Genomic DNA, 25,328 nt, shown 5'->3' with positions numbered 1-25,328 from the left:
GATTTGCTAAAATAATTATAACTAACGATTAAAATAATTATAGCAGACCATACCATGAACACATTAAAGTTAAAACGCTTTAATTTTAATGCCTGCCATTGAACTAATCATATTGGATGAAACCCAAATAATCAACCCTTTACTTCTGAAATAAAGCGCTATCAGTCAGAAAATATAACAAATTAGCTGATAGTTTTGCTGAAAATGATGAAAATCCTAATGTGAATAGGAGTTTTGTGTGAGGTAATGTGACTTATGCGGCGTTGTTTCAGGAACAGCACGCCTACGGGCGACCGATTGCTAACCGGTTCTTCGCATACAATCCGCCCGGTGGCCCACACGCTGCCCGATGTAATCGGTTTTCCGATTACAGTCCGCCCGGTGGCCCACACGCTGTCTAATGTAAGCGGTTTTCCGATTACAATCCGCCCGGTGGCCCACACGCTGTCTAATGTAAGCGGTTTTCCGATTACAATCCGCGCGGTGGCCCACGCGCCGCCCAATGTAATCGGTTTTCCGATTACAATCCGCCCGGTAGCCCAAGCGCCGTCCAATGTAATCGGTTTTCCGATTACAATCCGCCCGGTGGCCCACACGCTGCCCGATGTAATCGGTTTTCCGATTACAATCCGCGCGGTGGCCCACACGCCACCCGATGTAATCGGTTTTCCGATTACAATCCGCGCGGTAGCCCACGCGCCGTCCGATGTAATCGGTTTTCCGATAAAAATATACTCCCCGTAGCAGCAAAAAAACCGTCCGGCATTGCCGGACGGTCCTTGCACCCCTAACAGCCGGTGCGCGGCTTCATTCAGTTCCACTGATGATCGCCGGACAGATACTTCTCGGTCAGTACCGACAGCAGCTCGATACCGACCTGATTCTGTCCGCCTTCCGGGATGATCAGGTCGGCGTATTTCTTGGAGGGCTCGATGAAGGCTTCGTGCATCGGCTTCACCGTAGTGAGGTATTGCGTATGGATTGAACGGATGGTCCGTCCGCGTTCCTCGATATCACGCAGCACCCGCCGCAGGATGCGTACATCAGGATCGGTGTCCACGAACACCTTGATGTTGAGCTGCTCGCGCAGCTTCTCGTCAGACAGCACATGCAGCCCTTCCAGAATCACGATGTTATTCGGGGCAAGTCTCACCGTTTTCTCGGTGGAACGGGCATGGACCGTGAAGTCATACACCGGAGCGAAGGCGGCTTGTCCGGCCTTAAGGCAATTCAGATGCTCGATCAGCAGGTCGTTGTCGAAGGCCAGCGGGTGGTCGTAGTTAATCGCACCGCGTTCAGCCATGCTGAGGTAAGAATGGTCTTTATAGTAGTTATCCTGGGATATGAATGTTACTTTGTCAGAGCCAAGACGGTCAATCACGGAGCGCGCTACCGTTGTCTTGCCGGAGCCGGTCCCGCCGGCGATACCAATAATAAGCATGGTGTATTTATAAACCTCCCTAAGCAATTGCCTTTGCAATTCCAATATTGTAGCACAGCGGTCAACTTATTTCACCTTGCTGGAGAGGAATATCATGTGAATATTCAAAACATTCGGTTATTTTGTAGGGGAATGATATAATTTCAAGGATTCATTCCGTTCGGGTGCTACGGAGAAGGAGGCTAGGATAATAAAATGAACGAGGAGAATGCTTTAATGGAGGCGTTCGGCCGGACACAGGTGCAGCTTGCAGGCCATGGCGGACGGGACGCAGCCGTACTCAAGAAAGCGCTGGCCAGTGTAGAGGACAGCCTTGCTGCGGACATGTACGGGACAGGTACGGTGATTGAGGAATTCCAGGCGGAGATGGCAGAGGTGCTGGGCAAAGAATGCAGCGTGTTCTTCCCCAGCGGCACGATGGCCCAGCAGATTGCCCTGCGGATCTGGAGTGACCGTGAGGGGAGTAAGAGGGTCGCTTATCATCCGCTATGCCATCTGGAGATTCATGAGCAGGACGGCCTGAAGGAGCTGCATCATCTGGAGCCGCTGCTGCTGGGCAGTGCAGACCGCCTGATTACCCTGGAGGATGTGCAGGGGATGGGACCGGGAATTGCCTGTCTGCTGCTGGAGCTGCCGCAGCGGGAGATCGGCGGACAGCTGCCGGAGTATACGGAGCTGGAAGCGATATCGGCGTATTGCCGGGAGCAGGGAATCAAGCTCCATCTGGACGGGGCGCGGCTGTTCGAGGTGCTGCCTTACTACGGCAAGACGGCGGCCGAGGTCTGCGCGCTGTTCGATAGCGTGTATGTCTCCCTGTACAAGGGCATCGGCGGGATTGCCGGAGCGATCTTAGCCGGGAGCCGGGAGTTCACGGAGGAGTCGAAGATCTGGAAGCGCCGCCACGGGGGCGACCTGATCAGTCTCTATCCCTATATTGTCCCGGCCCGGTATTATTACCGGCAGCGTATTAGCAGGATGTCACAATACTATGAGCAGGCCAAGGAGCTGGCGGCCTTATTCAACAGCTGCCATAAGGTATCCACGCTGCCGGAGGTTCCGGTCTCGAATATGTTTCACATCCATTTCGCACTGCCTCGGGAACAGCTTGCCCCTGTACTCATCGGAATCTATAACGAGACGGGCATTGGCCTGACACCGCGGCTTAAGCCGACCAGCGAGAACTCCTGCTACTACGAGCTGAACATCGGCGATGTCTATGGCGGCGTCTCGGGGCCGGCTCTGCGGGAAGCGTTCCGGCTGCTGGATGAGCGGCTGAAGCAGCTCTGACTCTGACAGATCAGCAAACAAGCCTCTGCGGAAGCCCGCAGAGGCTTGTTTGCTGATTGCAGTGCAGGTGGAAGCAGGAACAATGAAAGGCAGCGCCTGGGTTCAAAGAATAAGAATTTATATGCATCGCGCCGCGCAATAAAAATTCCTTATCTTTCTTCTTGGAGGATGCAGACTAGGCCTGACTCCGCAGAGCCACTTTTCTCACCGGTCCGGCCACCATCTGCTTCTCTGCCCCGTTCAGTCCGAACAGCCACATGGTCAGCACATAGATGAGGGAGTAGAGGATGACATACATACCCAGGTACACGTAAGAAGTGATGCTCACGAAGCTAAGCAGGAACCCGCACGCACCGGTCAGCAGCACCACCGGAATGAAGACGCGGATGATCTGCAGCCAGAAGTGAAGAATATCGAACTTCAATTTATATTTGTAGTACACATTATTCAGGCATACATTGATGATCATCCCGATAGCCGTAGCAATGGCACAGCCTGTAATCCCCCAGATCCGGATGAACCAGAAGGTTAAGGCCACCTTCAGAATAGCAACAGAGAAATAGATGAAGGCCTTCACCCGGTGCATATTCATCGCTTCCAGCATGGTGGCGAACAGCGATTGCACAATCGATGTGATCTGGGGAATGATGATGATCAGCGCAACAGTGTATGCATATTTGTAATCCGGGCCGAGCCAGATCAGAATGAAGCTCTGTCCGAATAACACGAAGCCCGAGACGATGTAGCCTACGATCAGCGCCTGGATTCTGCCTATTTTGACCAGCTCCAGCATTAGGGCCGCCTGATCTGCACCCTTGACGATCATCTTGGTGAGCTTCGGCAGATAGAAGCTGGCCAGCACATTGGAGAAGTTGAGAATATACGTGTTGAGCTGGGCAGCGATGGCGAAGACGGCGATGGGCGTAGCTCCGAGGAACATCCCGATGATCAGCGGATCAGCATTCGTATAGATCTGAAAGGCAATCGACGACAATAAGATATACGATGAATAGCTGAAGATCTCTTTGAACAGCTTGGTATCGAAGCCGTGGAATCTGACCTTCAAGTTCAGCTTGGTCCGGCAAAAGACCACATTAATCACGCCGATTGCCAGGTTCAGCACAAGCGCAACAGTGACCATTCCTGTCGATCTGAAGTCCAGCAGCAGGACCAGCACCATCATGGCCGGAGACAGGACGACGCGGATCAGGTTGATGATTTTGAGATAGACGAACCGCTCATAGGCCGTAATGATCGAGCTGAAGATATTCAGCGGGAACGAGACAGCCACATTGATGGCGGCAATGATGAATATGGTCTTCAGAATGCCGAGCTCAGCTGCATCGAGGCTGCTGAAGATCGAATCGAAATTGAACACCAGAATCACACTGGCAAGTAAGGAGAGGAGTCCGATGGCTGAGAAGAGCAGCAGGAACATTCCGTTGATATTGCGCTGGCCTGCAGAGTCATTCTCAGAGATGTATTTCGCATTGAAGCGGATGACCGCGCTGCCGAAGCCCAGATCCAGCAGGACGATATAGGCGATGATGGAGTTCACCAGCGCGAATAATCCATATTCGGATTTCCCCAGGGTCGACACAATGAATGGCGTCGAGCCCAGGGAGATGACAACGCCTAAAAATACGGAAGCATAGGTTATGATTGCAGCAAGTTTAATATTGGTTTTCAAACAGATCGCTTCCTCGCTACAGAGAGTGTCTTGTGCTTATCTTAAGCGGTAACGATGGACGAAGCAGATTCTTCAGCGCTGCTGCTTGCCATGGATTCAATGATCTGGCTGTAGTGCTGGACCGAGAACTCATTATTGTACCGGGGGCGCTGGATCGTCTTCAATTCTTCCAGCAAGGCCGGGATTTGCTTCACATCGTTCGTGAATTTCACATAGCCCAGATGCTTTATCCATTCGTAGCTGCCTACCACTTTATAATTGTAATTCCCCAGCGCAATACAAGGTGTGGACGTAATCGCCGCAAAAATCATCCCGTGCAGACGGTCCGTAATCACAACCTCGGCCTCCTTGAACTGATTCCATAAGGTGTTCAGCTCGTGGTCCCGGTCTTCCAGGGAGACAGGGCGGAGGATGCAGGTATCCGTGAAGGTAGTGGAGCTGTAGTGCTTGGAGGTGTACTCCTGGATGACCTTTTTATCCTGCTCGCTGAAAATACTCTCCTTATCGGCTCTAATGCACAGAAGGGCACCATGGCGCTCCTTGGGAGGATCAGTGATATCCAGGGACATTACAATGTCCGGTGTTAACAGCACTGCGTTGTTTCTGAAACCTGCTTTCATAATTTCGTACGACGTTGCCTCTCTGGCGACCAGAGTGAGGTCCTTATGGGAACCGTAGAGGTCCTGTGTCTTCTTGAACTCCGCGCGGCCAAGCTCGGTCTCACCGAAGTAGATGGTCTGCGGGAAGACGATGATTTTGTTATTCGGGAATTCGGAGATAATCTTGCGGCGGACCTCTTCCTCACGGAAATACTCGATTCCGAAGTTGCCTCCGCCCTGTAGCACGAAGATATCTTCCGGGGTGCAGAATTCCTCCAGGCACTTCATGTTATGCATCAGCCGGTTGGCGACAATCTCAATCAGGGTATAGTCGGGAAAAGCTTTCCGCAAAAAATTCATCTGCGCATAAGTGATGGCGTGATCGCCCAGATTGTCATGCTCGGGGGAGCCGACGACGTAAATGGCTTTTGTCTTGTCTTTATATGCATTCCGGTAGCTCAGATAGCCCTTATAATATTGATAGACGGGAATATTGCTTACATAATTGCGGAAAGACAGCGGCAGGATCTTCTCAAGGGCTTGGCTCATATCATATTACTTCCCTTCAAACGGAGTTTGGAATAATACAGCATTTTGTATACCGTGGAGCTGGTCAGAATAAGCAGGGCTGCGGTCTTCATCTCCCGGCGGATGATGCGGTTGCGCAGGATCGCGGAGGTATGCTTGCTCAGGAACCCGCCCAGCTCGGCCAGATATTCCTTGTTCACTGCAGTCTCGCCGGTAATCAGCTGGAAGTTGCACAGCTCAATGCCTTCGGTTACGGTGCGGGATAACGAGATTTCTTTGGCGAGTGGATAGTTTTTATCCTGAATCGTCTCGTAGATCTCCAGTGCTGCACGGAAGCGGTCGTAATATTTCCGGTTGTTCATCGCTCCGGTGATGCTGTCGCTTCGCTTGAGATACAGGTATTTGGGGGAGTCCAGCGAGACGGTCTTCTTCGCCTGGAGGAATAATTTATAGGTGGTAAAAATGTCCTCGAAATACCGGCCGACCGGATATCTCACCTGGCTGAACAGCTCGGCCTTGTACAGCTTATCCCAGGCAAGGTTCTGGATCTCGGTATCCTCAAGCAGCTTGTCAACGGCTTGCGCATTATCGTATACACGCACCTGGTGCGTGAAGGACTTTTCCAGCTTGACATCATCCTGTACCTCGCAATGGCCGCATACAGCGATATCTGCATTGTGGGCGGTGATGAGTCCGTGCAGAGCTTCATACATGTCCGGTTCAATCCAGTCATCGCTGTCGACGAACCCGATATACCGGCCCTCTGCCACATCAATTCCATAGTTGCGGGCATCGGACAATCCGCCGTTCTGCTTATGAATGACGACGACACGCGGGTCCAGCTCCTTGTAATACTCACATATCTCGCCGCACTTATCGGGTGATCCGTCATTGACCAGAATCAATTCAAAGCTGCGGAAGGTCTGCGCCAATATCGAATCCACACACTTCCTCAGGTACAATTCCACGTTGTAGATAGGCACAATAATACTTATCTCTGGCTTCACTCGAGCAGTCACTTCCTTTCCCGGTTCTGATTCGGGTCTACGCGTCACTATATTTGTGATAATCTTACTATCCGGGTCAAAAGGTTGTATATACTACTAAAGTGTACTTATCGCTTGAGGAGGGGCGTGAGCTGCCTGGAGGGAAGCCGCTGTTCCGCAGTAAAAAGACCGCAGCACCATGGGGTGACTGCGGCCTTTCGCCTGCGGAAATTTAGTTAAATGTAATCGCCAGCGCGCTGGTAAAATGGCCGCCCGGCGGCAGGGAGATGGCATTCTGCTTCTCCCGGAAATCGCCGGTGAAGCCTTCGAGATCGGCCACGCCATGCCAAGGCTCGATACACACGAACGGCGCATTCTTCGGCTGCCAGATGCCGAGATCAGGGAAGCCCGTGAAGGCGACCGTTACGCTCTTAGCAGACTGTTTGCTTTTCAGGGCAACCGATTTAGACTGGACATTGCGGAACACAAGGGCATCATGTGCGAACATCCCGTGGTTCAGCGGCAGCTTGTTATCCGCGCCTAGCATGGTCTCGCTCTGGCCCGGAGTGATCAGGCCATTCTCATTCAGGAATAAGCGCTCCAGGCGCTCCGGCTGCTCAAATTCAAGATAGTAGTCGGTGAAGCTGCCTTCTCCGTCAATCGGGCAGTTGAAGGCCGGATGGGTGCCGAGCTGGAAGAAGATCTCCCCTTCACCGGGATTCTCCACCCTGTAGCCGATGTCCAGCGTGCTGCCGTTCAGATTATAGGTGAGATACAGATGGAACGGGTACGGGTAGCTGGCCAGCGTGTCCTCGCTGTGCGATAGCCGGTAGATCGCTTGCGTCTCGCTTGCCTCCACCAGCGTGAATTCGTTGCGTCTGGCGAAGCCGTGCCGGGCCAGCGGATAAGTCTGTCCATCTACACGGACCACTTCGCCTGCGGCTCCCCCGATCATCGGGAACAGCACCGGAGAACGGCCTGTCCAATAAGCGGCGTCTCCGTTCCACATATATTCAGTGTCTGTATCCGTTCTTCTGAAGCTGACCAGCTCAGCACCGAGTGAACTGATCTCGGCCACGGCCAGGCTGCTGCGTAAAATAGTGTTCATGCTTTTACCCCTCTCGCCCTGCAATATGTAATCCTGATGTCTCATATTCTAACAGACTTCCCCGCAGGTGCCAGCAAATAACGGAAATTCTCCAGCCTATAATTTTTACAGTATGTACAATGACAAACAGGTGGAATTCGTTAACATATAAGGATAGCAATCATTCCATATCAGCGGAAACGGGGGAATAAGCCGATGCAGGTGAAGCAACTATTGGTGAACGGTGAGCGGCTGAAGAATACCATTGAGGCCTTTGCGGATTTCGGGCGGACAGACCATAACGGAGTTACCCGGCTGTCGCTGTCGGAGCAGGATGTGCGGGTGCGCGGCTATTTCACCGCCTGCTGCGAAGAGCTGGGCATGACCGTGAAGGTGGATGATATGGGCAATATGTATGCCACTCTGGCTGGCAGAGAAGAGGGGCCGCCGATCGTGATCGGCTCCCATCTGGATACCGTGAAGAAGGGTGGCAGATTCGACGGTGTGCTGGGGGTGATTGCCGGCCTTGAGGTCGTGAGAACCTTGGTAGATCAAGGAATTAAGCCCCGGCTGCCTGTCACGGTGATGAACTTCACCAATGAGGAAGGTGCCCGCTTCGAGCCGTCTATGATGGCCTCAGGCGTCTTATCCGGCAAGTTCGATAAGGCAGCCATGCTGGGGAAGAAGGACGCGGAGGGCGTCAGCTTCGGCGAAGCACTGGAGGCCAGCGGCTATGCCGGCGACGCAGAGAACCGGATCAGGGAAGCGGCGGCTTATCTGGAGCTGCATATTGAGCAAGGCCCTGTGCTGGAGAAGGAGAACCTTAAGATCGGTCTGGTTGACTGTGTGGTGGGCATGGCCTGCTATGAGATTGAAGTGACCGGGGAATCGGATCATGCCGGGACTACGCCGATGGATATGCGCCGGGATGCGCTGTTTGCCGCTACGGATATTATTGCGGAGCTGCGCCGCAAGCTGGCCGTGCTTGATCCTGAGCTGGTCTACACGATGGGGCGGATGAATGTGCTGCCGAATATCCATACCGTGATTCCGAACAAGGTGATCTTCACCGTGGAAGCGAGACATAAGGACATGGATGTGGTCCGGGAGGTCGAGGAGGTCATTCACGGCTTGCCGGAGGAACTGCTGGACTGCAGCGTGTCGAAGACGAAGCTGTGGGGCCGCGACACGGTATGGTTCGATCCGGACATCTGTGCGCTGGTGACTGACGCAACGCAGAAGCTGGGCTACAGCAGCCGGAAGCTGGCCAGCGGCGCGGGGCATGACGCCCAGTTCGTGGCCGGGTTCCTGCCGTCGGCGATGATTTTTGTCCCAAGTGTGAAGGGGAAAAGCCACTGCGAGGAAGAGCTCACCTCCTATGAGGATTGTGAGATGGGGGTGAATGTGGTGCTGGAGACGGTGCTGTCGGTGCTGGCGGGTGCTTGAGAAGCAGGGAGGCTAAGTAACTCCATAGGATACGGTATATAAATATGCTTAAAGGAGGGATGCGATTTCCCTCCTTTTAAATTCGCCATTTAAGATTACGAACCCAATCAACCTCGTTTTTTGCTCATCATGAGTGGATAGGCAGATCAAAATCCAATCTGTCAAACTTCCTCAAGATATCCAAATCAGAGGTAATATGATGAGTACCCCAATAATAATTACCGATGGCTTGTTCAGCGACACACCAACGTTTGCCATCGGGATGCGGGTTATTATGTTCAAAGGCGTTTAATTCTTCCTCAGGTGCTATTTGAATCTCATTTGTATTATGTAGTGTGTCAATAATCGTATCCAAATTGATATCCGCAACATGTTTAAGTTCTGGATAATGCCTGCTTTGTGGCGAACCAATAAAATATACGGGCAATGGTAACCAAAACGGCCATGTTACAGGATCAAATGATTTCATTTCTAATAATACCGGGTCATAATCGGGTACACCGTTAAGCAGGATTTGACCACACATCCTATACTTGTCTTTTAAAGCCACTGCTTTGTGGTAGATATCAAGGTTGTGGTCTGCATATGTGAGTATAAAATCGGAAAGTCTCTTTGTTACTCCAATATCAGCTTCCGTGGCTTTCTTTGGGTCGAAATGAAACCATGGCAGATGTGCGAAATCATTGTTGCTAGGGATTCCTTGCATCCCCACCCAGCCGTCATCCAAAAAATATGTACCGGAATCGAGGTATTTGATGATACCCGTAATAACTAAATCTTTTATACTGCTAACAGAATCATCTGCTGTGTCCAGATAATCCAACGCTATACATATTGTATAGGGAGAAGAATTAGGGTTCCAATTGTTACACTCGATGTTGTAACCGAAACCGCCATCCTCATTTTGGTAACTGGATAGAACCGAAAGGAATTCCCCGCAGCTCCCGTTCTCAAATAAATATTTCCATTTTGTAAATTCTAGCGGTCTGGCATTACGGTGAATCAGTTTTCTTAATCTCAAAAATTCATCCAGCGATATTTTTTTCAAAATTTTTACCTCCCCATGTAATCTCGAAACACTGGGATTATTATACATTTTAGTATTAGCTGCTGTCGATGCTGATTGGTTGTCTGTTTAACCCTCAGTTGACAGAATTCGCCCATCTTCTTTAAGTGGGGGATGAATAGAAACGGTCTAATCTACATGGATTCTAACCGCCTAAGATGCAATAATTAAAGTATTCAGTCGTATCTTGGAAAGGTCAGTGAAATCAATGAAGTTAGATTCAAATAACCATTCAGTATTCTCCCTTCACTTTCACCTTATTCTAGTCATCAAGTATCGTAGGAAAGTCATTACATATCCCATATCCGAACGTCTGAAAGAGATATTTGCATACATTCAGCCTACTTACAATGTGACTTTGCAGGAATGGAATCATGACAGGGATCACGTTCATATCCTAATGAAAACTCATCCTAATACCGACATTTCTAAATTTCTCAACGCTTATAAGAGTGCATCCTCTAGGCTGATCAAGAAGGAGTTTCCTACCCTCCGAACATCACTTTGGAAAGAGGCCTTTTGGTCACGCTCCTATTGCTTGCTTACAACGGGTGAAGCGCCAATAGACGTCATTCAAAAATACCTCGAAACCCAAGGTGTGAAACGGTGATCACCATTGCTGAAAGCCTACAAATACCGTATCTATCCAAGCCATGGGCAACAACACTACTTCGCTAAAGTGTTCGGATGCGTTCGCTTCATCTACAACAGAATGCTTGCAGATAAAATGGAACATTACAAGCAAACGGAAACGATGCTGAGGAATACACCCGCACAATACAAAAAGGAATTCGACTGGCTGAAAGAAGTCGATAGCCTTGCCTTAGCGAATACCCAACTGAATTTAGACAAGGCTTATAAGAATTTTTTTCGTGATAAGAAAACGGGATTTCCTAAATTCAAGAGCAAGAAGACGAATCATCATAGCTTCACAACGAATAACCAAAAGGGAACAGTGGCTATAAAGGATGGATATCTCAAGATTCCAAAGCTAAAAACGGGCATCAATATCAAGCTGCACCGCCCATTTGTGGGGCTGATCAAATCATGCACGATTTCAAAAACACCAACGGGAAAGTATTATGCTTCCGTATTGGTTGAAACGGATATCGTCCAGTTGCCCAACATGCATACGAAGATTGGCGTTGATCTTGGGCTGAAAGACTTCGCGATCACTTCAAATGGCGAAATCATATCCAATCCTAAATACTTGCGTACGTCTGAAAAGCGGTTAGCGAAGCTGCAAAAGGATGTATCACGGAAGAAGAAGGGAAGCCATAACCGTCATAAGGCTAGGCTGAAAGTGGCCAAGCACCATGAAAAAATAGCGAATCAGCGTAAAGACTTCTTGCATAAAACGTCTGCCAAAATGATAAACGAAAACCAAGTTATCGTGATGGAAGACTTGCGTGTAAAGAATATGCTGCAGAATCACAAACTTGCAAAAGCGATTAGCGAGGTATCTTGGAGTATGTTCCGTTCGATGCTTGAATATAAGGCTCAATGGTATGGCAGAGAACTGATTATTGCCCCTAAGCACTATGCAAGCAGTCAGCTTTGCTCCTGTTGCGGGTATAAGAACGCAGAGGTGAAGAATCTCGCCTTGCGAGAGTGGACTTGTCCAGAATGTAACGTGCATCATGATCGGGATGTAAACGCTGCTCAAAACCTACTGAAACTAGCCATGTGATATTGCAATGATTGGGCTAGGGACTAGCCTTTGAGCTTGGGTAAACTTGGAGCAGTAGCTTCAATGACCAAGAAGCCGCCACCTCTTAGGTGGATGGTAGTTCACTTAGGATATCCAATACCCTTCACTGGCGGTTATTATCTGGAGGCGCTGATGCGGCTGAAACGGGGGATTCCAGGGTATTGGTATGAGCGGACCGTGCTATAGATCCCAGCTATGTGGGATGGCGGTTCCGGGGCCCGGCCTTGATAATCGGTACATGACCTGTTGTGGTTATGTACCGATTATTATTTTCGGAGGGGATGAAATGAGAGACAGCATGAGCGGGGCAGCCAGCCTTTGGGAGCAGGTAAACGGAGATCAGTATGTACAGAACATCAGCCGCAAAATCCCCGGCTACGCGCTGCAATATGGCTTGATGGACACGCTGCTGACAGCGTGGCTGGACAAGCAGGACAAGCAGGACAAGCCAAGGCTGTTAGTCGTGGGAGCAGGCGGAGGACAGGAAATTCTGCAACTGGGCCTGAGCCACCCGGACTGGAGCTTCAGCGGCCTGGACACCTCGCAGAGTATGCTTCAGGCTGCCAAGCAGCGGCTGGCGGCTGCGGGTATTATGGATAGAGTGCGGCTGCATCATACGGAGATTGCCGCGTGGAGCAGTAATGCGCTGCATGATGCCGCAACTTGTATGCTGGTGCTGCATTTCGTGCAGGGACGGGAGAGCAAGCTGGCGCTGCTCCGCAGCATTGCCGCACGGCTTCAGCCGGGCGCGCCGCTGTGCCTGTCCGCCATCTGTGGGGTGCCGGGCTCTCCGGCCTGGGAGATTCAGATGGCGGGCTGGCGGCTGCATATGCTCGGGAACGGCATCACAGAGGATCAGTGGCAGACCTTTGAGCACTCTTTCGGAGTAACCTCCCATCCGCTCCCCGCCGCAGAAATGGAGGAACTTCTGGAGGAGGCCGGGTTCACGGCCGTATCCCGGTTCTTCGGCGCTTATCTGATTGACGGCTGGGTGGCGGTAAAGGCGCTAGAACAGCAGTGTTTGGATAGCCAGCGGGAGTGAGGAGCATCGGCAAGAAATCCAATTAATTCCTGAGGGTCTGGCATCCGGGCGTGATTAATAGGTAATTGCACTTTGTACAATGGATTGCTGTAAAAAAGGCTTCGAAATCGATTCTATTGTATTCCGTACAATTGAATATTGAAAAAAGGCCATTTTTCAGCCAAATCACAACATTCTACTGTATGAAAGAGACAATTTCATAATTCAAAACCCTTGCTATACCTGGTTTTTTTGAGCATAGAAAAAGGAGTACCTCCCCAAATTCTCGAAGTTATAGGTGACGAAACCAACACCCGAGAAGAAAAGAGGTAATCCCTATCTATTCTATTCGACAAGAAGAACTGTTTTCCTTTGAGGAATTGCTCCAGATGGCTCCGGAAGATAAATATAGCCAAATCTTTGAACACTTACATTTAGCTCCAGTTCTGTTCGCACTGCGGAAAAAGAGCCACCGTGGACGGCCTGAAAAACTAAACGTACCTGCCATGATCTACTCGCTGCTGATTGCCAAAATGGAGAACATCGAGTTTGTCTCTGCCTTGGTCCGGCGATTGAATCATAGCCACGAATTTCGAGTCCAGTGCCGGTTTACGGGCTCGGACAATATTCCCAGTCAGGCCTCCTATTCTCGTTTGATTCATGCCCTAGCGCAAACGGGAATGCTGGAACAACTTCAGGATCGCCTAGTCACCTCTGCCCTAGAAGAAGGTTTTGTGAGCGGCACCCATCTGGCTGTGGATTCCTCGATGGTTGAGGCATGGGATTGCCAATTTAGCGAATCAGCCTCCAAGCGTCGTGCGGCTCGCCGGGAGCAAAAGAAAGGCGAAGCTCCGGGGGCCGAACAACTTCAGCTCGAACATCAAGAGCCTGAGCCGAAGGCGGTGAACGCGCCGCTGAAGAAACCCAGGTACAGCAAGCCAGGTCGTCCATCCCAGGCCGAAAAGGAACGTCGGCGCGAGGAAATGGAAGCCTATGAACAAAGTCTCGGACCGTTCCAGAAAACCATTGAAGCGATGTTGCCGTACACGTACGATGAACTGCTGACCGAGTTGCCCCGGCATGCTGCGCGTTGTGATAAGAAAAATACGAAGGGCCGAATGACCAGCTATTACGGGTTCAAGGCGAATCTGCTAGTCGACACGGACAGCCAGTATATCCTCAGTGGGCTCTTTAGTTCGGCCAATCCGAATGACCAGCGTATGGCGGTCGTCCTTCTCAAAGGCCTGCTCCTAAAGTTTCCGATGCTAAAGGTCAAGCATATCTTGGGCGACAAAGGCTACGACTGCGCGGCAATCTACCAGTTGATTCATACGCTCGGCGCCTATCCTGCGATTTCCCTGATTCACCATAAAGACCCGCCTGCAGGAATGAATCTGGATTACACGCCGGTGTGCGCTCAAGGACATACGTACCGTTACGACAGTTTTGATGCCAAGTATGAGACCCTGAAGTACACCCGGCCTAGCGAATGCAAAGGCTGTGAGCTTTCCGGTTCCGATTGCCAAAAAGTGTTTAAAATTCGCATGCAAACGGATTTGCGGTTGCACACTTATCCCGCCAGAGGTAGCGAAAGTTTTACCACCCTGTACAACAAGCGGACGGCCGTGGAGCGTGTGTTTGCCTATCTCAAAGAGTATTTCGGGATGAAACGCACACGTCACCGGGGTGTCCGGGCAAGTGTCGATTTCCAGCTCAGTACGCTCGCGTACAATTTGAGTAAGTTTGCATTAGACAAATTGAATCAGCAGTTGAGAGACTCCCAGCAAGTGGCCTGATTTTTTTAAAAATATGACCTTAGATTTTGGACCAATCTTGCTTTTCAGTAAACTGAATTATGAAATTGACTCTGAAATACAATAGAATCCCATTTTACGGTCAGCGATGCGTTTTCTATTGCAAGAAATACAATCAGTTGTCACCCCTTCACCGCCGAGCTGGCCACTCCTTCAATAATGTACTTCTGGCCGAGCAGGAAGACGAGGATCATCGGAATGATCCCGGCGGTTGCGGCGGCCATCATGCCGTTGTAATCGACATTGTTCTCCAGGATGAAATTCTGCAGCCCGAGCGGCACGGTGAACAGATCCTGGTCGATCAGGAAGACGAGTGCGTTCTCATAATCGTTCCAGTGCCAGGAGAAGTCGATAATTGCCAGTGTTGCCAGCGAGGGCTTGGCCATCGGGAGGATAATCCGCGAGAAGATGCGGAAGTGTCCGGCACCGTCGATGAAAGCGGCCTCCGAAATTTCGTGAGGCACGGAGAGGAAGAACTGCCGCATCATGAACACGCCGAAGATAGTGAACATACCGGGCAGAATCAGCGCCCAGTGGGTGTTATAGATGCCGGCCCAGTCGAACATGATGAACTTGGGCACGAACAGCACCTGCGGAGGAACCATCATCATCGACAGATAGACCAGGAACATCGTGTTACGCCCCTTGAACTCAATTCTGGCAAAGCCATAGGCCGCCAAAGCAGACAGGGAGACAGCGCCGATGGTGCTCAGCACAGCGACCTTAAGGGAATTCAGATAGTAAGGCACGAAGCTGCTCTGGCCGGACCACACCTTGATATGATGACTCCAGTTGAAGTGGTCGGGAATCCACTGGATTGGATAGCGGAAGACCTCCGCAGGGGTTTTGAAGGAGGTGCTGATCATCCAGAGGAAGGGCACAATCATGACGATGCTGAAGAACAGCATGATCAGGGTGGTGATGATTTTGGCAACGGCGGCTTTATTCATATTCTCAGCTCCTTAGTAGTGAACCCAGCGTTTCTGGCCCAGCCATTGAACGACGGTGAAGATCAGAATGATCAGGAACAGGGCCCAGGAGACCGCTGATGCATAGCCCATCTCGTAATAGCGGAAGGCATTCTGATAAATGAACAGGGATAATACGGTGGTGCTGTTCCCGGGACCGCCTTGCGTAATCGCCTGGATGATGCCGAACTGCTTAATCGACATGATCAGACCGGTAATCAGCAGCAGAAAAGTAGTAGGACTCACCAGCGGCCACAGAATGCTGCGGACCGTCTGCCACGTGTGGGCACCGTCGATGGTGGCTGCCTCCAGCAGCTCCCCGGACACCTCCTGCAAAGCGGCGAGATAGATAATCATGTTATAGCCGAGCATGAACCAGATCCAGATGATATCAATCGCATACATGGACGTATCCATTGTGGACAGCCAACCGGGAGGGTTAGCGATGCCCATAGAGCGTAGAATACCATTAATCGGCCCGTTATTCGGGTGGAACAGCAGCATCCACACGAAGGCTACGGCTACGCCGCTGGTAATGTAGGGCATGAAGTACAAGGCGCGCAGCAGCTTTTTGAGATAGACAGAACGGTTCAGAATGACAGCCACCAGGAACGCCAGCCCAATCGATACAGGAACAGAGAGCAGGAACAGCAGCGTGTTCTTGATGGCAATATAGAAGACCTCATCCCCCAGCATCCGCCGGATATTGGCCAGCCCGATGAACTTGGTATGGGGACTCATAAACTTGTAATCTGTAAACATGAGATAGAACGAATACATAGCCGGTATGATAAAAAACAGTATCACGCCAATCATATTGGGCCCGATAAACAGATAGCCCAGCAGCTGCTGGCGTCGCATCCAGGTTGCTTTCACAATAGCCCCACTCCTTCTGGTCTTGTAAGTACATTACAAGCATAGCAAGCGTTCCCGTGAGGGTTAAGGAACAAAACCACCCACTTCATGGCACAGAAATATACAATTACACAAGCGGCAGCAGGCACTTCGGTCTTAGTTATGTTCTATTGGCGTTCCGGCAGCAAGAAAAAAGCGGCATTCCCGAGAGGAATGCCGCTGGAGTGACACAATGATCGTTATCCGATAAGAAACAGGCTACAGGCTTAAGCTATCCGGCTTCTCCCGCTGTTGATGCCGGTACTGGCTGGGCGTCTGCGCGGTCAGGCGCTTGAAAATCTTGATGAAGTAGTTATCGCTCACGAAGCCGACCCGATTGCCGATCTCATAGACCGGCAGGTCGGAGCCGGTCAGGAGCCGGATCGCCTGATCTACCCGTACACGGTGCAGATAGTGGATGAGGGTGTGGCCGGTTTTCTTTTTGAACAGGGTGCTGACGTAATTCTCGGCCATCATCACATACTGGGACATCGACTTCACGGTAATATCCTCAGCGTAGTGTTCATGCAGATAATGAAGAATCTTCTGGATCTCCGGGTGGCTCGTAATCTCCTCATGGGCCGGCGGGGGCGGGGTAGGCTCCTGAGTGCTGTCCGGCTCTACCTTGCGGTTCTTCTCCAGCTCGCCGCTGATCTTGCGCAGTGTGTCCCGGAGTGAATTCACACTCATCGACAGCTTCAGAATATAATTGGACGCCCCGTATTCCATGGCCTGCCGCACGTTCTCGAAGTCATTCATGCAGGTCAGCATGACGAAGCGGGAATCGAACCCTTCCTCACGGGTTCTGCGCAGCAGCTCGACGCCATCCATCTCCGGCATGACGATATCCGAAATCACCAGATCGGGCGCATCTTCGCGGATCATCTCCAGCGCCTCAGCCCCGTTGCCCGCTTCCCCGCTGACCGTGAAGCCAAGCTCCTCCCAGGCGATAATCTCGCGCACACTTTCCCGAACGAATACCTCATCTTCCACGAGCAGTACCTTCCACATGTGTAATCCCTCCCTTAGTTATGCGCCTCAAGCCGGATGTTCGTTGCCGTAAGGTGTGGACAGGAGCAGCGGCAGCGTCAAGCGTACAGTAACACCTTCACTGGATGAGAGCACCTCAAGCTGTCCCTCTTCCCGGAACAGCAGCCGCAGTCGCTCCTGAATGTTACTCAGTCCGATGCCCGGACGCTTGCGCGGAGCCTTGGGCCCCCCGCCCTGCTCCATGCCTACGCCGTTGTCCCGGATCTCGACAAGCAGCCTGTGCTCTTCGCGGCGGACGTTCAGCTCAATGAGGCCATGGCCGGGCAGCCTGCTGATTCCATGGATAATGGCGTTCTCGACCAGAGGCTGGAGGCTGAGCTTCGGCACCAGAGCATACAGAATGTCCTCGTCATACGTGAAGGTACAGTCGAATTTGTGGGCGTAGCGGACCTGCTGAATATGGACATAGGCCTCTACAAGCTCGATTTCATCTTTGAGATGGATCAGATCCTTATCGGTATTCAGACTGGCCTCCAGCAGCTTGCCGAGCGACAGGGTCATGTTCGTAATGTCCTCGTTATGCTCGCGGATGGCGATCCATTTGATCGTATTCAGCGTGTTCAGCAGGAAGTGGGGATTTGTCTGGGCCAGCAGCATCTGAAAATGCACCGCCTCCTTCTGCCGCTCCTCCGCCTTCAGCTTCTGGATCAGCAGGTTGGTATCGTCCAGCATCGTATTGAAGGTCCGGGTCAGCTCCAGGATCTCGCCGCTGAATTTGTGCTCCGGCAGGCGGATCTTCAGGTTCTTCTGCACCGCCGCCTTCATCTTGTTCTGCAGATGGGACAAGGGCCGCGTTATGGTCGTAGCAATCACGAAGGTCATCATCAGGAAGATGCTAGTCAGCACCAGGAACGTCACGAAGTACTGCTGCTTCAGCCCCTCGATCTCCGCAAACAGCACTGACAGCGGAATCCGGTTGACGATGTACCAGTCCAGCGACTCCACATAGATATAGTTAATCAGGGCGTTCGATTCTTTGTCGATAAAATATTGCTGTCCCGGCTGCCCGGTGAAGCCTGCCTTCACCTTGTCAGACAACTGGCTGCCCGGAACCGACTGGGAGATATCCTCGCCCGAACGGGTAATCAGGAAATACTGCTGCTCCAGGTCGGACTGCTTGTGGATGGAGCGCAGCCAGTACGTATAATCAATGCTGATCCGGGCCATGCCATACGGCTTATTTCCGGCATCCTCCAGATAGGCATATAAGGAGAGAAGATAGGCGCTGGTAGAAACATCCCGCAGCACGTAGTTGGCATCATTGGGCACCCAGTGATAGGAGTTGTTATCCATCTGCCCCCGGTCGAACCCCGGATTGGCCCGCAGCTTGGCATAGACCAGTGGATCCTTGGGCGGGTATGAGGTGTATGCGCTTTCAGATAAGTCCAGAATCATGAAGTAGACCGAAGGATTATACAGGAAGAAGCTGTTGTTCAGGTTCTTGAAAATATTCTCCATCAGCCGCTTATTCTCCAGCTCATTCCGCTGCTCAGGATGGACCAGCACGGACTTCACGGTGTCATCCTGCTTCAGGAACAGCAGCGTTTTGAAGGCGATGCTGATCTGGTCCTCCAGCGTGCGGTACATCTGCTCCAGCTGATAGTGGCTCTGCTGGCTGATTTTCTTCTGGATCAGCGTCTCAATACGCTGATAGTTATAAATATTCAGTGTGCCGAACGGCAGCAGAATCAGGCACACGAATGCGGTGAACAGCCGGTATTTCAACTTCTGGGGAATCAGCACGCGCAGCAGCTGTGACACAGGGAAGCACCTCCAAGCCTGACTGAACCTGCCCGGTCCGGGCCGGTTGATATGCTAGATTATAGCATAATCGCTCCGCCGGATTGGCGATATTTCAAATTGCATGGTTTTGTTCCAGCGGACACGGGAGGGTGGCGAAAATGCATAGATTTGTTCTATTCGGGGGGCTTGACAGCGGCAGGAGAAAGACGGAGCGGATAGTTATCCGCCCCGCCTTGTCAAGGGACCTCTTGGAGTCTGCTGGGGGAGAAGATGTCAGTTTAAACGAATGATGTTGTACTTCAGCGTAAGCAGAAGAAACACGCCAGCCAGGAGAAAGCCCCCCGCCGATACTAATCCGCCTATAATGATTGTCCTGTCAAAGGGTTTGAAGCTTTTGAGCATTTCATCCCTCCTTTGCGAAGATGGTCCCTCCTCCCAGATTATAAACGATCTTCCAGTGTGCGTGGTAATTAGGGTTACCGGGCGCATGAACCGCCTATGTTTGTGGAACGAAGGACTGACGGACGATGGACTGACGGACGATGGACCGACGGACTGACGGACTGACGGACTCAGGTGCTCTTATCTGGCGAAATAATCAGCTTTATGCCGGTGGGCGGACTCAGAGGCCGCTATATCCTCCAGGTAACCGAAATTGAGAGGGAAAATGGTAGTTAAGCGCATCTGAGTCCGCATAGCCTCCAAATTAACGCGATTCAGCCAAATAAGCGCATCCCAGTCCGCAAGCAAACTGCATTCCTCTATGGCTTCGCTAATGCCACTATCTTCGCTAACTCCGCTGTCTTCACTAACTTCGCTATTTCCGCTGTCTCAGCTGTCTGCACTTAATCCGCTACTTCTTCTGCTTCAGATACTCGTTATGCCGCGCTGCCATGGCCTGCACAGTCTGATCTAGCGACTGTGAGCCGAGGAAATATTTCTCGTACTCCTGTGAGCGCAGGTCCATTACCTCTTGCGGAAGGCTGCGGACGTAGGTTGGCGTCTTATTGTCGAACATGACGTACATCAGGGAGTCCAGATCGTAGGAGTCACTTTTGTCGCCGATGAGGCTCTTGAGTGCATCCTCCTGCCTGGCATCCTTGGAGGCCGGGAGTCTTCCGCCTGCTGCCATCGGGGACATGCCGCCATCGGAATACCACTTCAGGAACTCCCAGGCCGCTTCCTGCTTCTTGGACTTGGCGTTAATGGAGATGTAATCGCCGAGGCCCCCGCGGGTCACGTAATCACTGGCGGATTCAGTGAGCCTGGGTACCGGGGCGAAGGCAATTTTGAAATCACGCGGGAAGTCGGTGAAGTTATTGGAGCTGCGCAGCAGCCAAGCTCCGATATTGAGCATTGGCACCTCTCCGCTGAGGAAGACCTGCTCCACCGGCATCTTGGAAGTTAATTGCTCGCCGAGCGGTGGCGTGGTCTTATCGTCCTGCATCATCCCGTTCAGCGTCTCCAGCCATTGTCTGACCAGCGGATGATCCAGATTGGAGGTGCCGTCCTGCTTGGTGTAGCCCTCCTGGGAGAGCACGGAGTCGATGGGGTCCACGAAGGGCTCCATATTTTGAATAAAACCGTACGAATTGCCGCTCTTCAGCTTCTTCGCATACTCGCGCAGCTCATCCCAGGTCCATTCCTTCGGAACCGGCAGACCGGCCTTGTCCAGGGCGTCTTTATTCAGGGCGATGAAGAACGGGCTTTTGGTCGTCGGAACGCCGTAGAATTTTCCGTCAATTTTCCAGCTCGCGGTGTCCGCGCCCATCTTCTCTTCAATGTTGTAATCGGTGTAGCCGCTGAGGTCCAGGGCCAGACCGGATTCCACCCGCTTGGCGGCATGGGAGATCGTATAGTTCACGAACAAATCCACATCCTGGCCGGTAATCATCGCCGTGTCCAGCTTCAGATTGCCGTCATCATCATTAACATAGCGTACATATTCCACCTGAATATCGGGATGCTCCTTGTTCCAGTTGTCCACCACCTGCTGCGGACCGGATTCCGGCGGGACACCGCCCCACATTTTGAGCGTAACCGGTGTATTCTTACCTGTAGCAGAGCTTCCATTGTGCGCTGAAGATGAATTGCTGCTGTTCCCGCAGCCTGTGGCCAGGCCCATGATCAGAACGAGTGAAGTGATTCCGGCAATAACACGGCTCTTATTCAAAAGCGACAACCTCCCTGTGTGTACTGTATAAGCTTGCAACTCAAGAATAGCAGATGGCCAGAAGCGTCAGAAGGAACAAAAAACAGTAGAATATGGAACATAACTTTACATTCTCTCCCCGGATTAGGGCAAGGGCGGTGATAGTGCAGGGAAACGTTCTATTCCGAAGCAGCCGCTGTGGCATCTTAAGCCCATTGTGTAAAAACACAATCATGTCAGATCATGTTTTTCTTTTTACCCAAAATGCTGCTGGAAATCATATGTTATGATTCTTTACATAAGAGAACTCTAACCTGACAGGAGCGATGAAAGATGATTATTGGCGTACCGAAAGAAATCAAAAACAACGAAAACCGTGTAGCGATTACCCCTGCGGGTGTGGTAAGCCTAACTGCAGAAGGTCATAAGGTGCTTGTTGAGGCCGGAGCGGGTGCGGGCAGCGGATTCCTTGATGAAGAGTATGGCGCCGCTGGTGCGGAATTGGTTGCAGAAGCTGCCGCAGTATGGGCTGCTGCTGAAATGGTAATGAAGGTGAAAGAACCGCTGAGCAGTGAGTATGGTTACTTCCGTCCGGGTCTGATTCTCTTCACGTACCTGCATCTGGCTCCAGAGCCGGCCCTTGCTGCCGCCCTGAAGGATAAAGGCGTGTTCGCCATCGGCTATGAGACCGTAGTAGATGGACGTACCTTGCCGCTGCTCACCCCGATGAGCGAGGTAGCCGGACGTATGGCCGTACAGCTTGGTGCGCAATTCCTGCAAAAAAACTACGGCGGACAGGGTATCCTGCTCTCCGGTGTTCCCGGCGTAAGCCGCGGCAAGGTCAGCATTATCGGCGGCGGTGTGGTCGGCACCAATGCAGCCAAGATGGCCATCGGACTTGGTGCCGAGGTGACCATTATCGATTTGAGCGCAGACCGGCTTCGTCAGCTCGACGATATTTTCGGTGCCCAGATCAGTACCCTGATCTCCAATCCGTACAACATTGCTAAGGCCGTTGCTGAGGCCGATCTGCTGGTAGGGGCAGTGCTGATTCCAGGCGCGAAGGCGCCTAAGCTCGTAACGGAAGCGATGGTGCAGACGATGAAGCCGGGCTCCGTCATTGTCGATGTGGCGATTGACCAGGGCGGGATTGTGGAGACGATTGACCGGGTGACCACGCACGACAACCCTGTATTCGAGAAGCATGGGGTCCTGCACTATTCGGTCGCCAATATGCCGGGCGCAGTCGCCAAAACCTCGACCATTGCCCTAACCAACGTCACCGTTCCATATGCCCTGCAAATTGCAGGCAAAGGCGTATTCCAGGCCATCGAAGACAATGCCGGTCTGAAGAGCGGCGTCAACGTGGCCAACGGCAAAATCACCTGCCAGGCCGTAGCCGAAGCTCTTGGGGAAGAGTATTTCACGGTTGAAGCCGCTGTAGAGCAGGAGTTCACGCTGATCTAACTTATAGAGAGGAAGTCGGCTAGAGTAGAGTGGCAGTGCAATAGACAGAGACGGAGTCCGGTGAGCAATCACCGGGCTTTTTGTGCGGAGTAGGCCGAATGTAATCGGAAAACCGATTACAATGGACGCGTTGGGGGTGAGCGGTCCGGATGTAATCGGAAAACCGATTACAATGGGCACGTGCGAGGGGGAGCGGTCCGAATGTAATCGGAAAACCGATCACAATGGACACGTTGGGGGTGAGCGGTCCGAATGTAATCGGAAAACCGATTACAATGGACACGTTGGGGGTGAGTGGGCGGAATGTAATCGGAAAACCGATTACAATGGACACGTTGGGGGTGAGCGGTCCGGATGTAATCGGAAAACCGATCACAATGGGCACGTGCGAGGGTGTACGGGCTGGATGTAAGCGAACTGCTGGTGCGAAGACATGTATGCCGGATACACCATCCATGTAAGCTATCGCTGCACACTATTTTGTGTTTGACGCAAATTCTTCATCGGATGTCAGGTTTCCTCCACATTTCTTTTATCCCCCTATAGGCAACTGCCAAGCGCTGTAATATAATGTAATCACTTATATAAGCTTCGGCTATTCTTTGGGGTTGGGGTGGGAACATTGACAGAAGCAGAGCCAGCATTTGACCGTTTTTTTGACAGCATGGAATCCCTGGCGGATACCCTTAGTGAATCGCTTCAGGCTCAGGTTACGATTGAGGACAGCAATCATCATGTGATTGGCTACAGCTCCCATCAGTTTGAGAGCGATCCGGCGCGAATCTCGACCATTATCGGCAAAAGAGTACCGAATACCGTGATTATTGGCCTTCGCAAAAAAGGTGTGATGCACAATCTGGAGAATACCGGCCATCCGATCCGTATCCCCGCCGTGATGGAGGTTGGTCTGGGTCCCAGACTTGCTATGTGCATCCGGCACCAGCAGGAGATTCTCGGCTATATCTGGGTAGTGGACGGTGGCAATCTTACCGAAGGTCATGCGGAGCGTATCGTGGAGAAGGCTGCCGGGATTGCCGGACGTTATCTGCTGAAGCAGCGCGGCTGGAAGACGAAGCAGGAGAAGACGTTCGAGGATTTCTTTTGGAAGCTGCTGACCTCGCATTATGAGAGTGAGCCGCGAATCCGCCAAGAGGCAGAAGCGGGGGCGATCCTGCTGCCGGAGCGTTATTATATCGGGGTGCTGGAGAGCAGCAGGCCGGTGGATGAGCATTTTTTGCAGAAATTCCGCAGGGTGATGGATACCTATACCGGGCAGCGACTGCTCTTTCAGACTGCCGAGCAGAACCGGCTGATTATTCTGTTCTCCTTTATGTTTCCGGTGGAAGGGACGGGGCGTCTGTCTTCGTTCCTGCACAAGCTGCTAGGTGAGCTGGGCCAGAGCGAGGGCGGCAAGTTTACGGCAGGCTGCAGTCCGGAGTATCGCGAATATACCTCGGCCGCTGAAGCGTACCGTGAAGCGGTGCGGATTTTGGAGCTGAAAAAGCTGCTGCCTTACCATACCCGTGAGCTGCTGCTCTATGAAGAGATCGGGTTCTGGGCGTATCTTCCGGCTATACTGGAGCAGAAACGGAGCCGCCCCCGCCGGAGTCTGCTGCTCTATCCGCTGAAGGAGCATGACCGTGAGCATAAGAGCGATTTCTTGAAGACCCTCGCCGTATATCTGTCGCTGAACGGAAATTTGAAGGAAGCGGCCGCTTTTCTGCATATTCATACCAATACCTTAATGTACCGCCTCAACCGGATCGCCGAGATTACAGGCCGGAGCCTCAAGGAGACCGATTACCGCACCTCCATCTACCTGGATCTTTTAACCGAGGAAACAGCGCAGGTGAATCTATGGTTCCAGGAGGCTGCCGGGTCCAGAGAGTAGCTAATGTTTGCGGGCGATCCGAAACGCGTTGGTAGCTGCTTCAAAGCCGATTTGAGGATAGAACGTTAAGGCCTCCTCAGAAGATAAAAGCACGATGGCTACTTGATCTCCTAAGGTCTGCTGAAGAAGTTTTACCAGGTCTTTGCCTATATTTTGCTTCTGATACTCCTTGATGACGGCCAAGTCTGAGAGGTAACAGCAGTAACAATAGTCCGTAATGGCCCGTGCTACTCCGACTACCCGTCCGCCATCCCAGCAGCTAATTAAGATGTCGGCTTGATCAATCATTTTGCCCATACGTTCTAGATCGCTGTGAGGGCGCTTTAGCCCCGATAATCTAAACACCTCGGCCATTTGTTCAGGGAGCAGTTTTTCATTGACCTTAAATTCTAATGCCATAATGACTCTCCTTTTACATTCATTTTTATTATTCTAATCTATAAATGAGCAAAAATGGATAAAGGATACTCTTGCATCGTTTATGATC

General features: G+C 51.7%; 21 protein-coding genes. 8 read left to right on the top strand and 13 right to left on the bottom strand.

Going from position 1 to position 25,328, the window contains the following annotated elements; genetic code table 11:
- Nucleotides 1-182: 182 nt before the first annotated feature.
- Together MKX63_RS03075 and udk are read right to left on the bottom strand one after the other, a co-directional pair.
- Entirely contained in the window at nucleotides 183-821 is a 639-nt protein-coding gene (locus MKX63_RS03075) for a hypothetical protein (RefSeq protein ID WP_341015205.1), read from the bottom strand.
- Nucleotides 812-1,441 carry a uridine kinase gene (gene udk / locus MKX63_RS03070; protein ID WP_341015204.1) on the bottom strand — a complete coding sequence of 210 codons (630 nt, stop codon included), beginning with the start codon at nucleotides 1,439-1,441 and terminating at the stop codon, nucleotides 812-814. The genes MKX63_RS03075 and udk overlap by 10 nt, the downstream gene beginning before the upstream one ends.
- A gap of 195 nt (nucleotides 1,442-1,636) precedes the next feature.
- Here udk and MKX63_RS03065 point away from each other — a divergent pair, with 195 nt between their 5' ends.
- Nucleotides 1,637-2,728 carry a threonine aldolase family protein gene (locus tag MKX63_RS03065; protein WP_341015202.1) on the top strand — a complete coding sequence of 364 codons (1,092 nt, stop codon included), beginning with the start codon at nucleotides 1,637-1,639 and terminating at the stop codon, nucleotides 2,726-2,728.
- Nucleotides 2,729-2,903: 175 nt separating this feature from the next.
- Here MKX63_RS03065 and MKX63_RS03060 read toward each other — a convergent pair whose 3' ends face one another.
- The 4 genes from MKX63_RS03060 to MKX63_RS03045 form a co-directional block, all read right to left on the bottom strand.
- Nucleotides 2,904-4,418 carry an oligosaccharide flippase family protein gene (locus tag MKX63_RS03060; protein WP_341015200.1) on the bottom strand — a complete coding sequence of 505 codons (1,515 nt, stop codon included), beginning with the start codon at nucleotides 4,416-4,418 and terminating at the stop codon, nucleotides 2,904-2,906.
- Nucleotides 4,419-4,459: 41 nt separating this feature from the next.
- Nucleotides 4,460-5,566, bottom strand: a complete 1,107-nt coding sequence (locus tag MKX63_RS03055; RefSeq protein ID WP_341015198.1) for a polysaccharide pyruvyl transferase family protein — start codon at nucleotides 5,564-5,566, stop codon at nucleotides 4,460-4,462.
- A complete protein-coding gene (locus MKX63_RS03050) occupies nucleotides 5,563-6,552 on the bottom strand; it encodes a glycosyltransferase (RefSeq protein ID WP_341015196.1) in 990 nt (329 codons plus the stop codon). Before MKX63_RS03050 ends, MKX63_RS03055 begins: the two co-directional genes overlap by 4 nt.
- A gap of 211 nt (nucleotides 6,553-6,763) precedes the next feature.
- Complete coding sequence (locus tag MKX63_RS03045; protein WP_341015194.1) at nucleotides 6,764-7,639, bottom strand: aldose 1-epimerase family protein; 876 nt, start codon at nucleotides 7,637-7,639, stop codon at nucleotides 6,764-6,766.
- 195 nt (nucleotides 7,640-7,834) lie between these two features.
- Between MKX63_RS03045 and MKX63_RS03040 the strand changes: the two genes are divergently transcribed.
- Nucleotides 7,835-9,064 (top strand): Zn-dependent hydrolase, encoded by a 1,230-nt coding sequence (locus tag MKX63_RS03040; protein WP_341015193.1) that lies wholly within the window; start codon nucleotides 7,835-7,837, stop codon nucleotides 9,062-9,064.
- 127 nt (nucleotides 9,065-9,191) lie between these two features.
- Here MKX63_RS03040 and MKX63_RS03035 read toward each other — a convergent pair whose 3' ends face one another.
- Nucleotides 9,192-10,112: a hypothetical protein gene (locus MKX63_RS03035; RefSeq protein WP_341015192.1), complete on the bottom strand. Its 921-nt coding sequence runs from the start codon at nucleotides 10,110-10,112 to the stop codon at nucleotides 9,192-9,194.
- A gap of 226 nt (nucleotides 10,113-10,338) precedes the next feature.
- Between MKX63_RS03035 and tnpA the strand changes: the two genes are divergently transcribed.
- The 4 genes from tnpA to MKX63_RS03015 all read left to right on the top strand — a co-directional run bounded on the left by tnpA (nucleotide 10,339) and on the right by MKX63_RS03015 (nucleotide 14,658).
- The gene (tnpA, locus tag MKX63_RS03030) at nucleotides 10,339-10,740 is read left to right on the top strand and encodes an IS200/IS605 family transposase (RefSeq protein ID WP_341015191.1); all 402 of its coding nucleotides are present in this window, start codon (nucleotides 10,339-10,341) and stop codon (nucleotides 10,738-10,740) included.
- A gap of 6 nt (nucleotides 10,741-10,746) precedes the next feature.
- Entirely contained in the window at nucleotides 10,747-11,820 is a 1,074-nt protein-coding gene (gene tnpB, locus MKX63_RS03025) for an IS200/IS605 family element RNA-guided endonuclease TnpB (RefSeq protein WP_341015189.1), read from the top strand.
- A 307-nt stretch (nucleotides 11,821-12,127) separates the two neighbouring features.
- Complete coding sequence (locus MKX63_RS03020) at nucleotides 12,128-12,883, top strand: class I SAM-dependent methyltransferase (protein WP_341015187.1); 756 nt, start codon at nucleotides 12,128-12,130, stop codon at nucleotides 12,881-12,883.
- 368 nt (nucleotides 12,884-13,251) lie between these two features.
- Nucleotides 13,252-14,658, top strand: coding sequence for a transposase (locus tag MKX63_RS03015; protein ID WP_341014692.1), 1,407 nt, complete (start codon nucleotides 13,252-13,254; stop codon nucleotides 14,656-14,658).
- A gap of 140 nt (nucleotides 14,659-14,798) precedes the next feature.
- Here MKX63_RS03015 and MKX63_RS03010 read toward each other — a convergent pair whose 3' ends face one another.
- The 5 genes from MKX63_RS03010 to MKX63_RS02990 all read right to left on the bottom strand — a co-directional run bounded on the left by MKX63_RS03010 (nucleotide 14,799) and on the right by MKX63_RS02990 (nucleotide 21,504).
- Entirely contained in the window at nucleotides 14,799-15,626 is an 828-nt protein-coding gene (locus tag MKX63_RS03010; RefSeq protein WP_341015185.1) for a carbohydrate ABC transporter permease, read from the bottom strand.
- A gap of 12 nt (nucleotides 15,627-15,638) precedes the next feature.
- Nucleotides 15,639-16,520, bottom strand: a complete 882-nt coding sequence (locus MKX63_RS03005) for a carbohydrate ABC transporter permease (protein WP_341015183.1) — start codon at nucleotides 16,518-16,520, stop codon at nucleotides 15,639-15,641.
- 237 nt (nucleotides 16,521-16,757) lie between these two features.
- Nucleotides 16,758-17,549, bottom strand: coding sequence for a response regulator (locus MKX63_RS03000; RefSeq protein ID WP_341015181.1), 792 nt, complete (start codon nucleotides 17,547-17,549; stop codon nucleotides 16,758-16,760).
- A 27-nt stretch (nucleotides 17,550-17,576) separates the two neighbouring features.
- Nucleotides 17,577-19,349, bottom strand: a complete 1,773-nt coding sequence (locus MKX63_RS02995; RefSeq protein ID WP_341015180.1) for a sensor histidine kinase — start codon at nucleotides 19,347-19,349, stop codon at nucleotides 17,577-17,579.
- Nucleotides 19,350-20,184: 835 nt separating this feature from the next.
- Nucleotides 20,185-21,504, bottom strand: a complete 1,320-nt coding sequence (locus MKX63_RS02990; protein ID WP_341015178.1) for an ABC transporter substrate-binding protein — start codon at nucleotides 21,502-21,504, stop codon at nucleotides 20,185-20,187.
- Nucleotides 21,505-21,816: 312 nt separating this feature from the next.
- Here MKX63_RS02990 and ald point away from each other — a divergent pair, with 312 nt between their 5' ends.
- Nucleotides 21,817-22,950 (top strand): alanine dehydrogenase, encoded by a 1,134-nt coding sequence (gene ald / locus MKX63_RS02985; RefSeq protein ID WP_341015177.1) that lies wholly within the window; start codon nucleotides 21,817-21,819, stop codon nucleotides 22,948-22,950.
- Nucleotides 22,951-23,563: 613 nt separating this feature from the next.
- On the top strand, nucleotides 23,564-24,841 hold the full coding sequence (locus tag MKX63_RS02980; RefSeq protein WP_341015176.1) for a PucR family transcriptional regulator: 1,278 nt from the start codon (nucleotides 23,564-23,566) through the stop codon (nucleotides 24,839-24,841).
- On the opposite strand, the gene MKX63_RS02975 is transcribed toward MKX63_RS02980, so the two are convergent.
- Entirely contained in the window at nucleotides 24,842-25,240 is a 399-nt protein-coding gene (locus MKX63_RS02975) for a GNAT family N-acetyltransferase (protein ID WP_341015173.1), read from the bottom strand.
- Nucleotides 25,241-25,328: the final 88 nt, after the last annotated feature.

Origin of the sequence: Paenibacillus sp. FSL R7-0179 (assembly GCF_038002265.1) — a bacterium.
Taxonomy (GTDB): Bacteria; Bacillota; Bacilli; order Paenibacillales; family Paenibacillaceae; genus Paenibacillus_AQ.
The sequence above is the reverse complement of the archived record's forward strand: the minus strand, read 5'-3'. Positions and strand labels throughout refer to the sequence as shown.

Bases quoted from the DNA above. Each gene is read 5' to 3' on its own strand.
- udk (WP_341015204.1), bottom strand. From the start codon at position 1,441: ATGCTTATTATTGGTATCGCCGGCGGGACCGGCTCCGGCAAGACAACG.
- MKX63_RS03065 (WP_341015202.1), top strand. From the start codon at position 1,637: ATGAACGAGGAGAATGCTTTAATGGAGGCGTTCGGCCGGACACAGGTG.
- MKX63_RS03055 (WP_341015198.1), bottom strand. From the start codon at position 5,566: ATGAGCCAAGCCCTTGAGAAGATCCTGCCGCTGTCTTTCCGCAATTAT.
- MKX63_RS03045 (WP_341015194.1), bottom strand. From the start codon at position 7,639: ATGAACACTATTTTACGCAGCAGCCTGGCCGTGGCCGAGATCAGTTCA.
- MKX63_RS03040 (WP_341015193.1), top strand. From the start codon at position 7,835: ATGCAGGTGAAGCAACTATTGGTGAACGGTGAGCGGCTGAAGAATACC.
- tnpA (WP_341015191.1), top strand. From the start codon at position 10,339: ATGAAGTTAGATTCAAATAACCATTCAGTATTCTCCCTTCACTTTCAC.
- MKX63_RS03020 (WP_341015187.1), top strand. From the start codon at position 12,128: ATGAGAGACAGCATGAGCGGGGCAGCCAGCCTTTGGGAGCAGGTAAAC.
- MKX63_RS03015 (WP_341014692.1), top strand. From the start codon at position 13,252: ATGGCTCCGGAAGATAAATATAGCCAAATCTTTGAACACTTACATTTA.
- MKX63_RS03010 (WP_341015185.1), bottom strand. From the start codon at position 15,626: ATGAATAAAGCCGCCGTTGCCAAAATCATCACCACCCTGATCATGCTG.
- MKX63_RS03000 (WP_341015181.1), bottom strand. From the start codon at position 17,549: ATGTGGAAGGTACTGCTCGTGGAAGATGAGGTATTCGTTCGGGAAAGT.
- ald (WP_341015177.1), top strand. From the start codon at position 21,817: ATGATTATTGGCGTACCGAAAGAAATCAAAAACAACGAAAACCGTGTA.
- MKX63_RS02975 (WP_341015173.1), bottom strand. From the start codon at position 25,240: ATGGCATTAGAATTTAAGGTCAATGAAAAACTGCTCCCTGAACAAATG.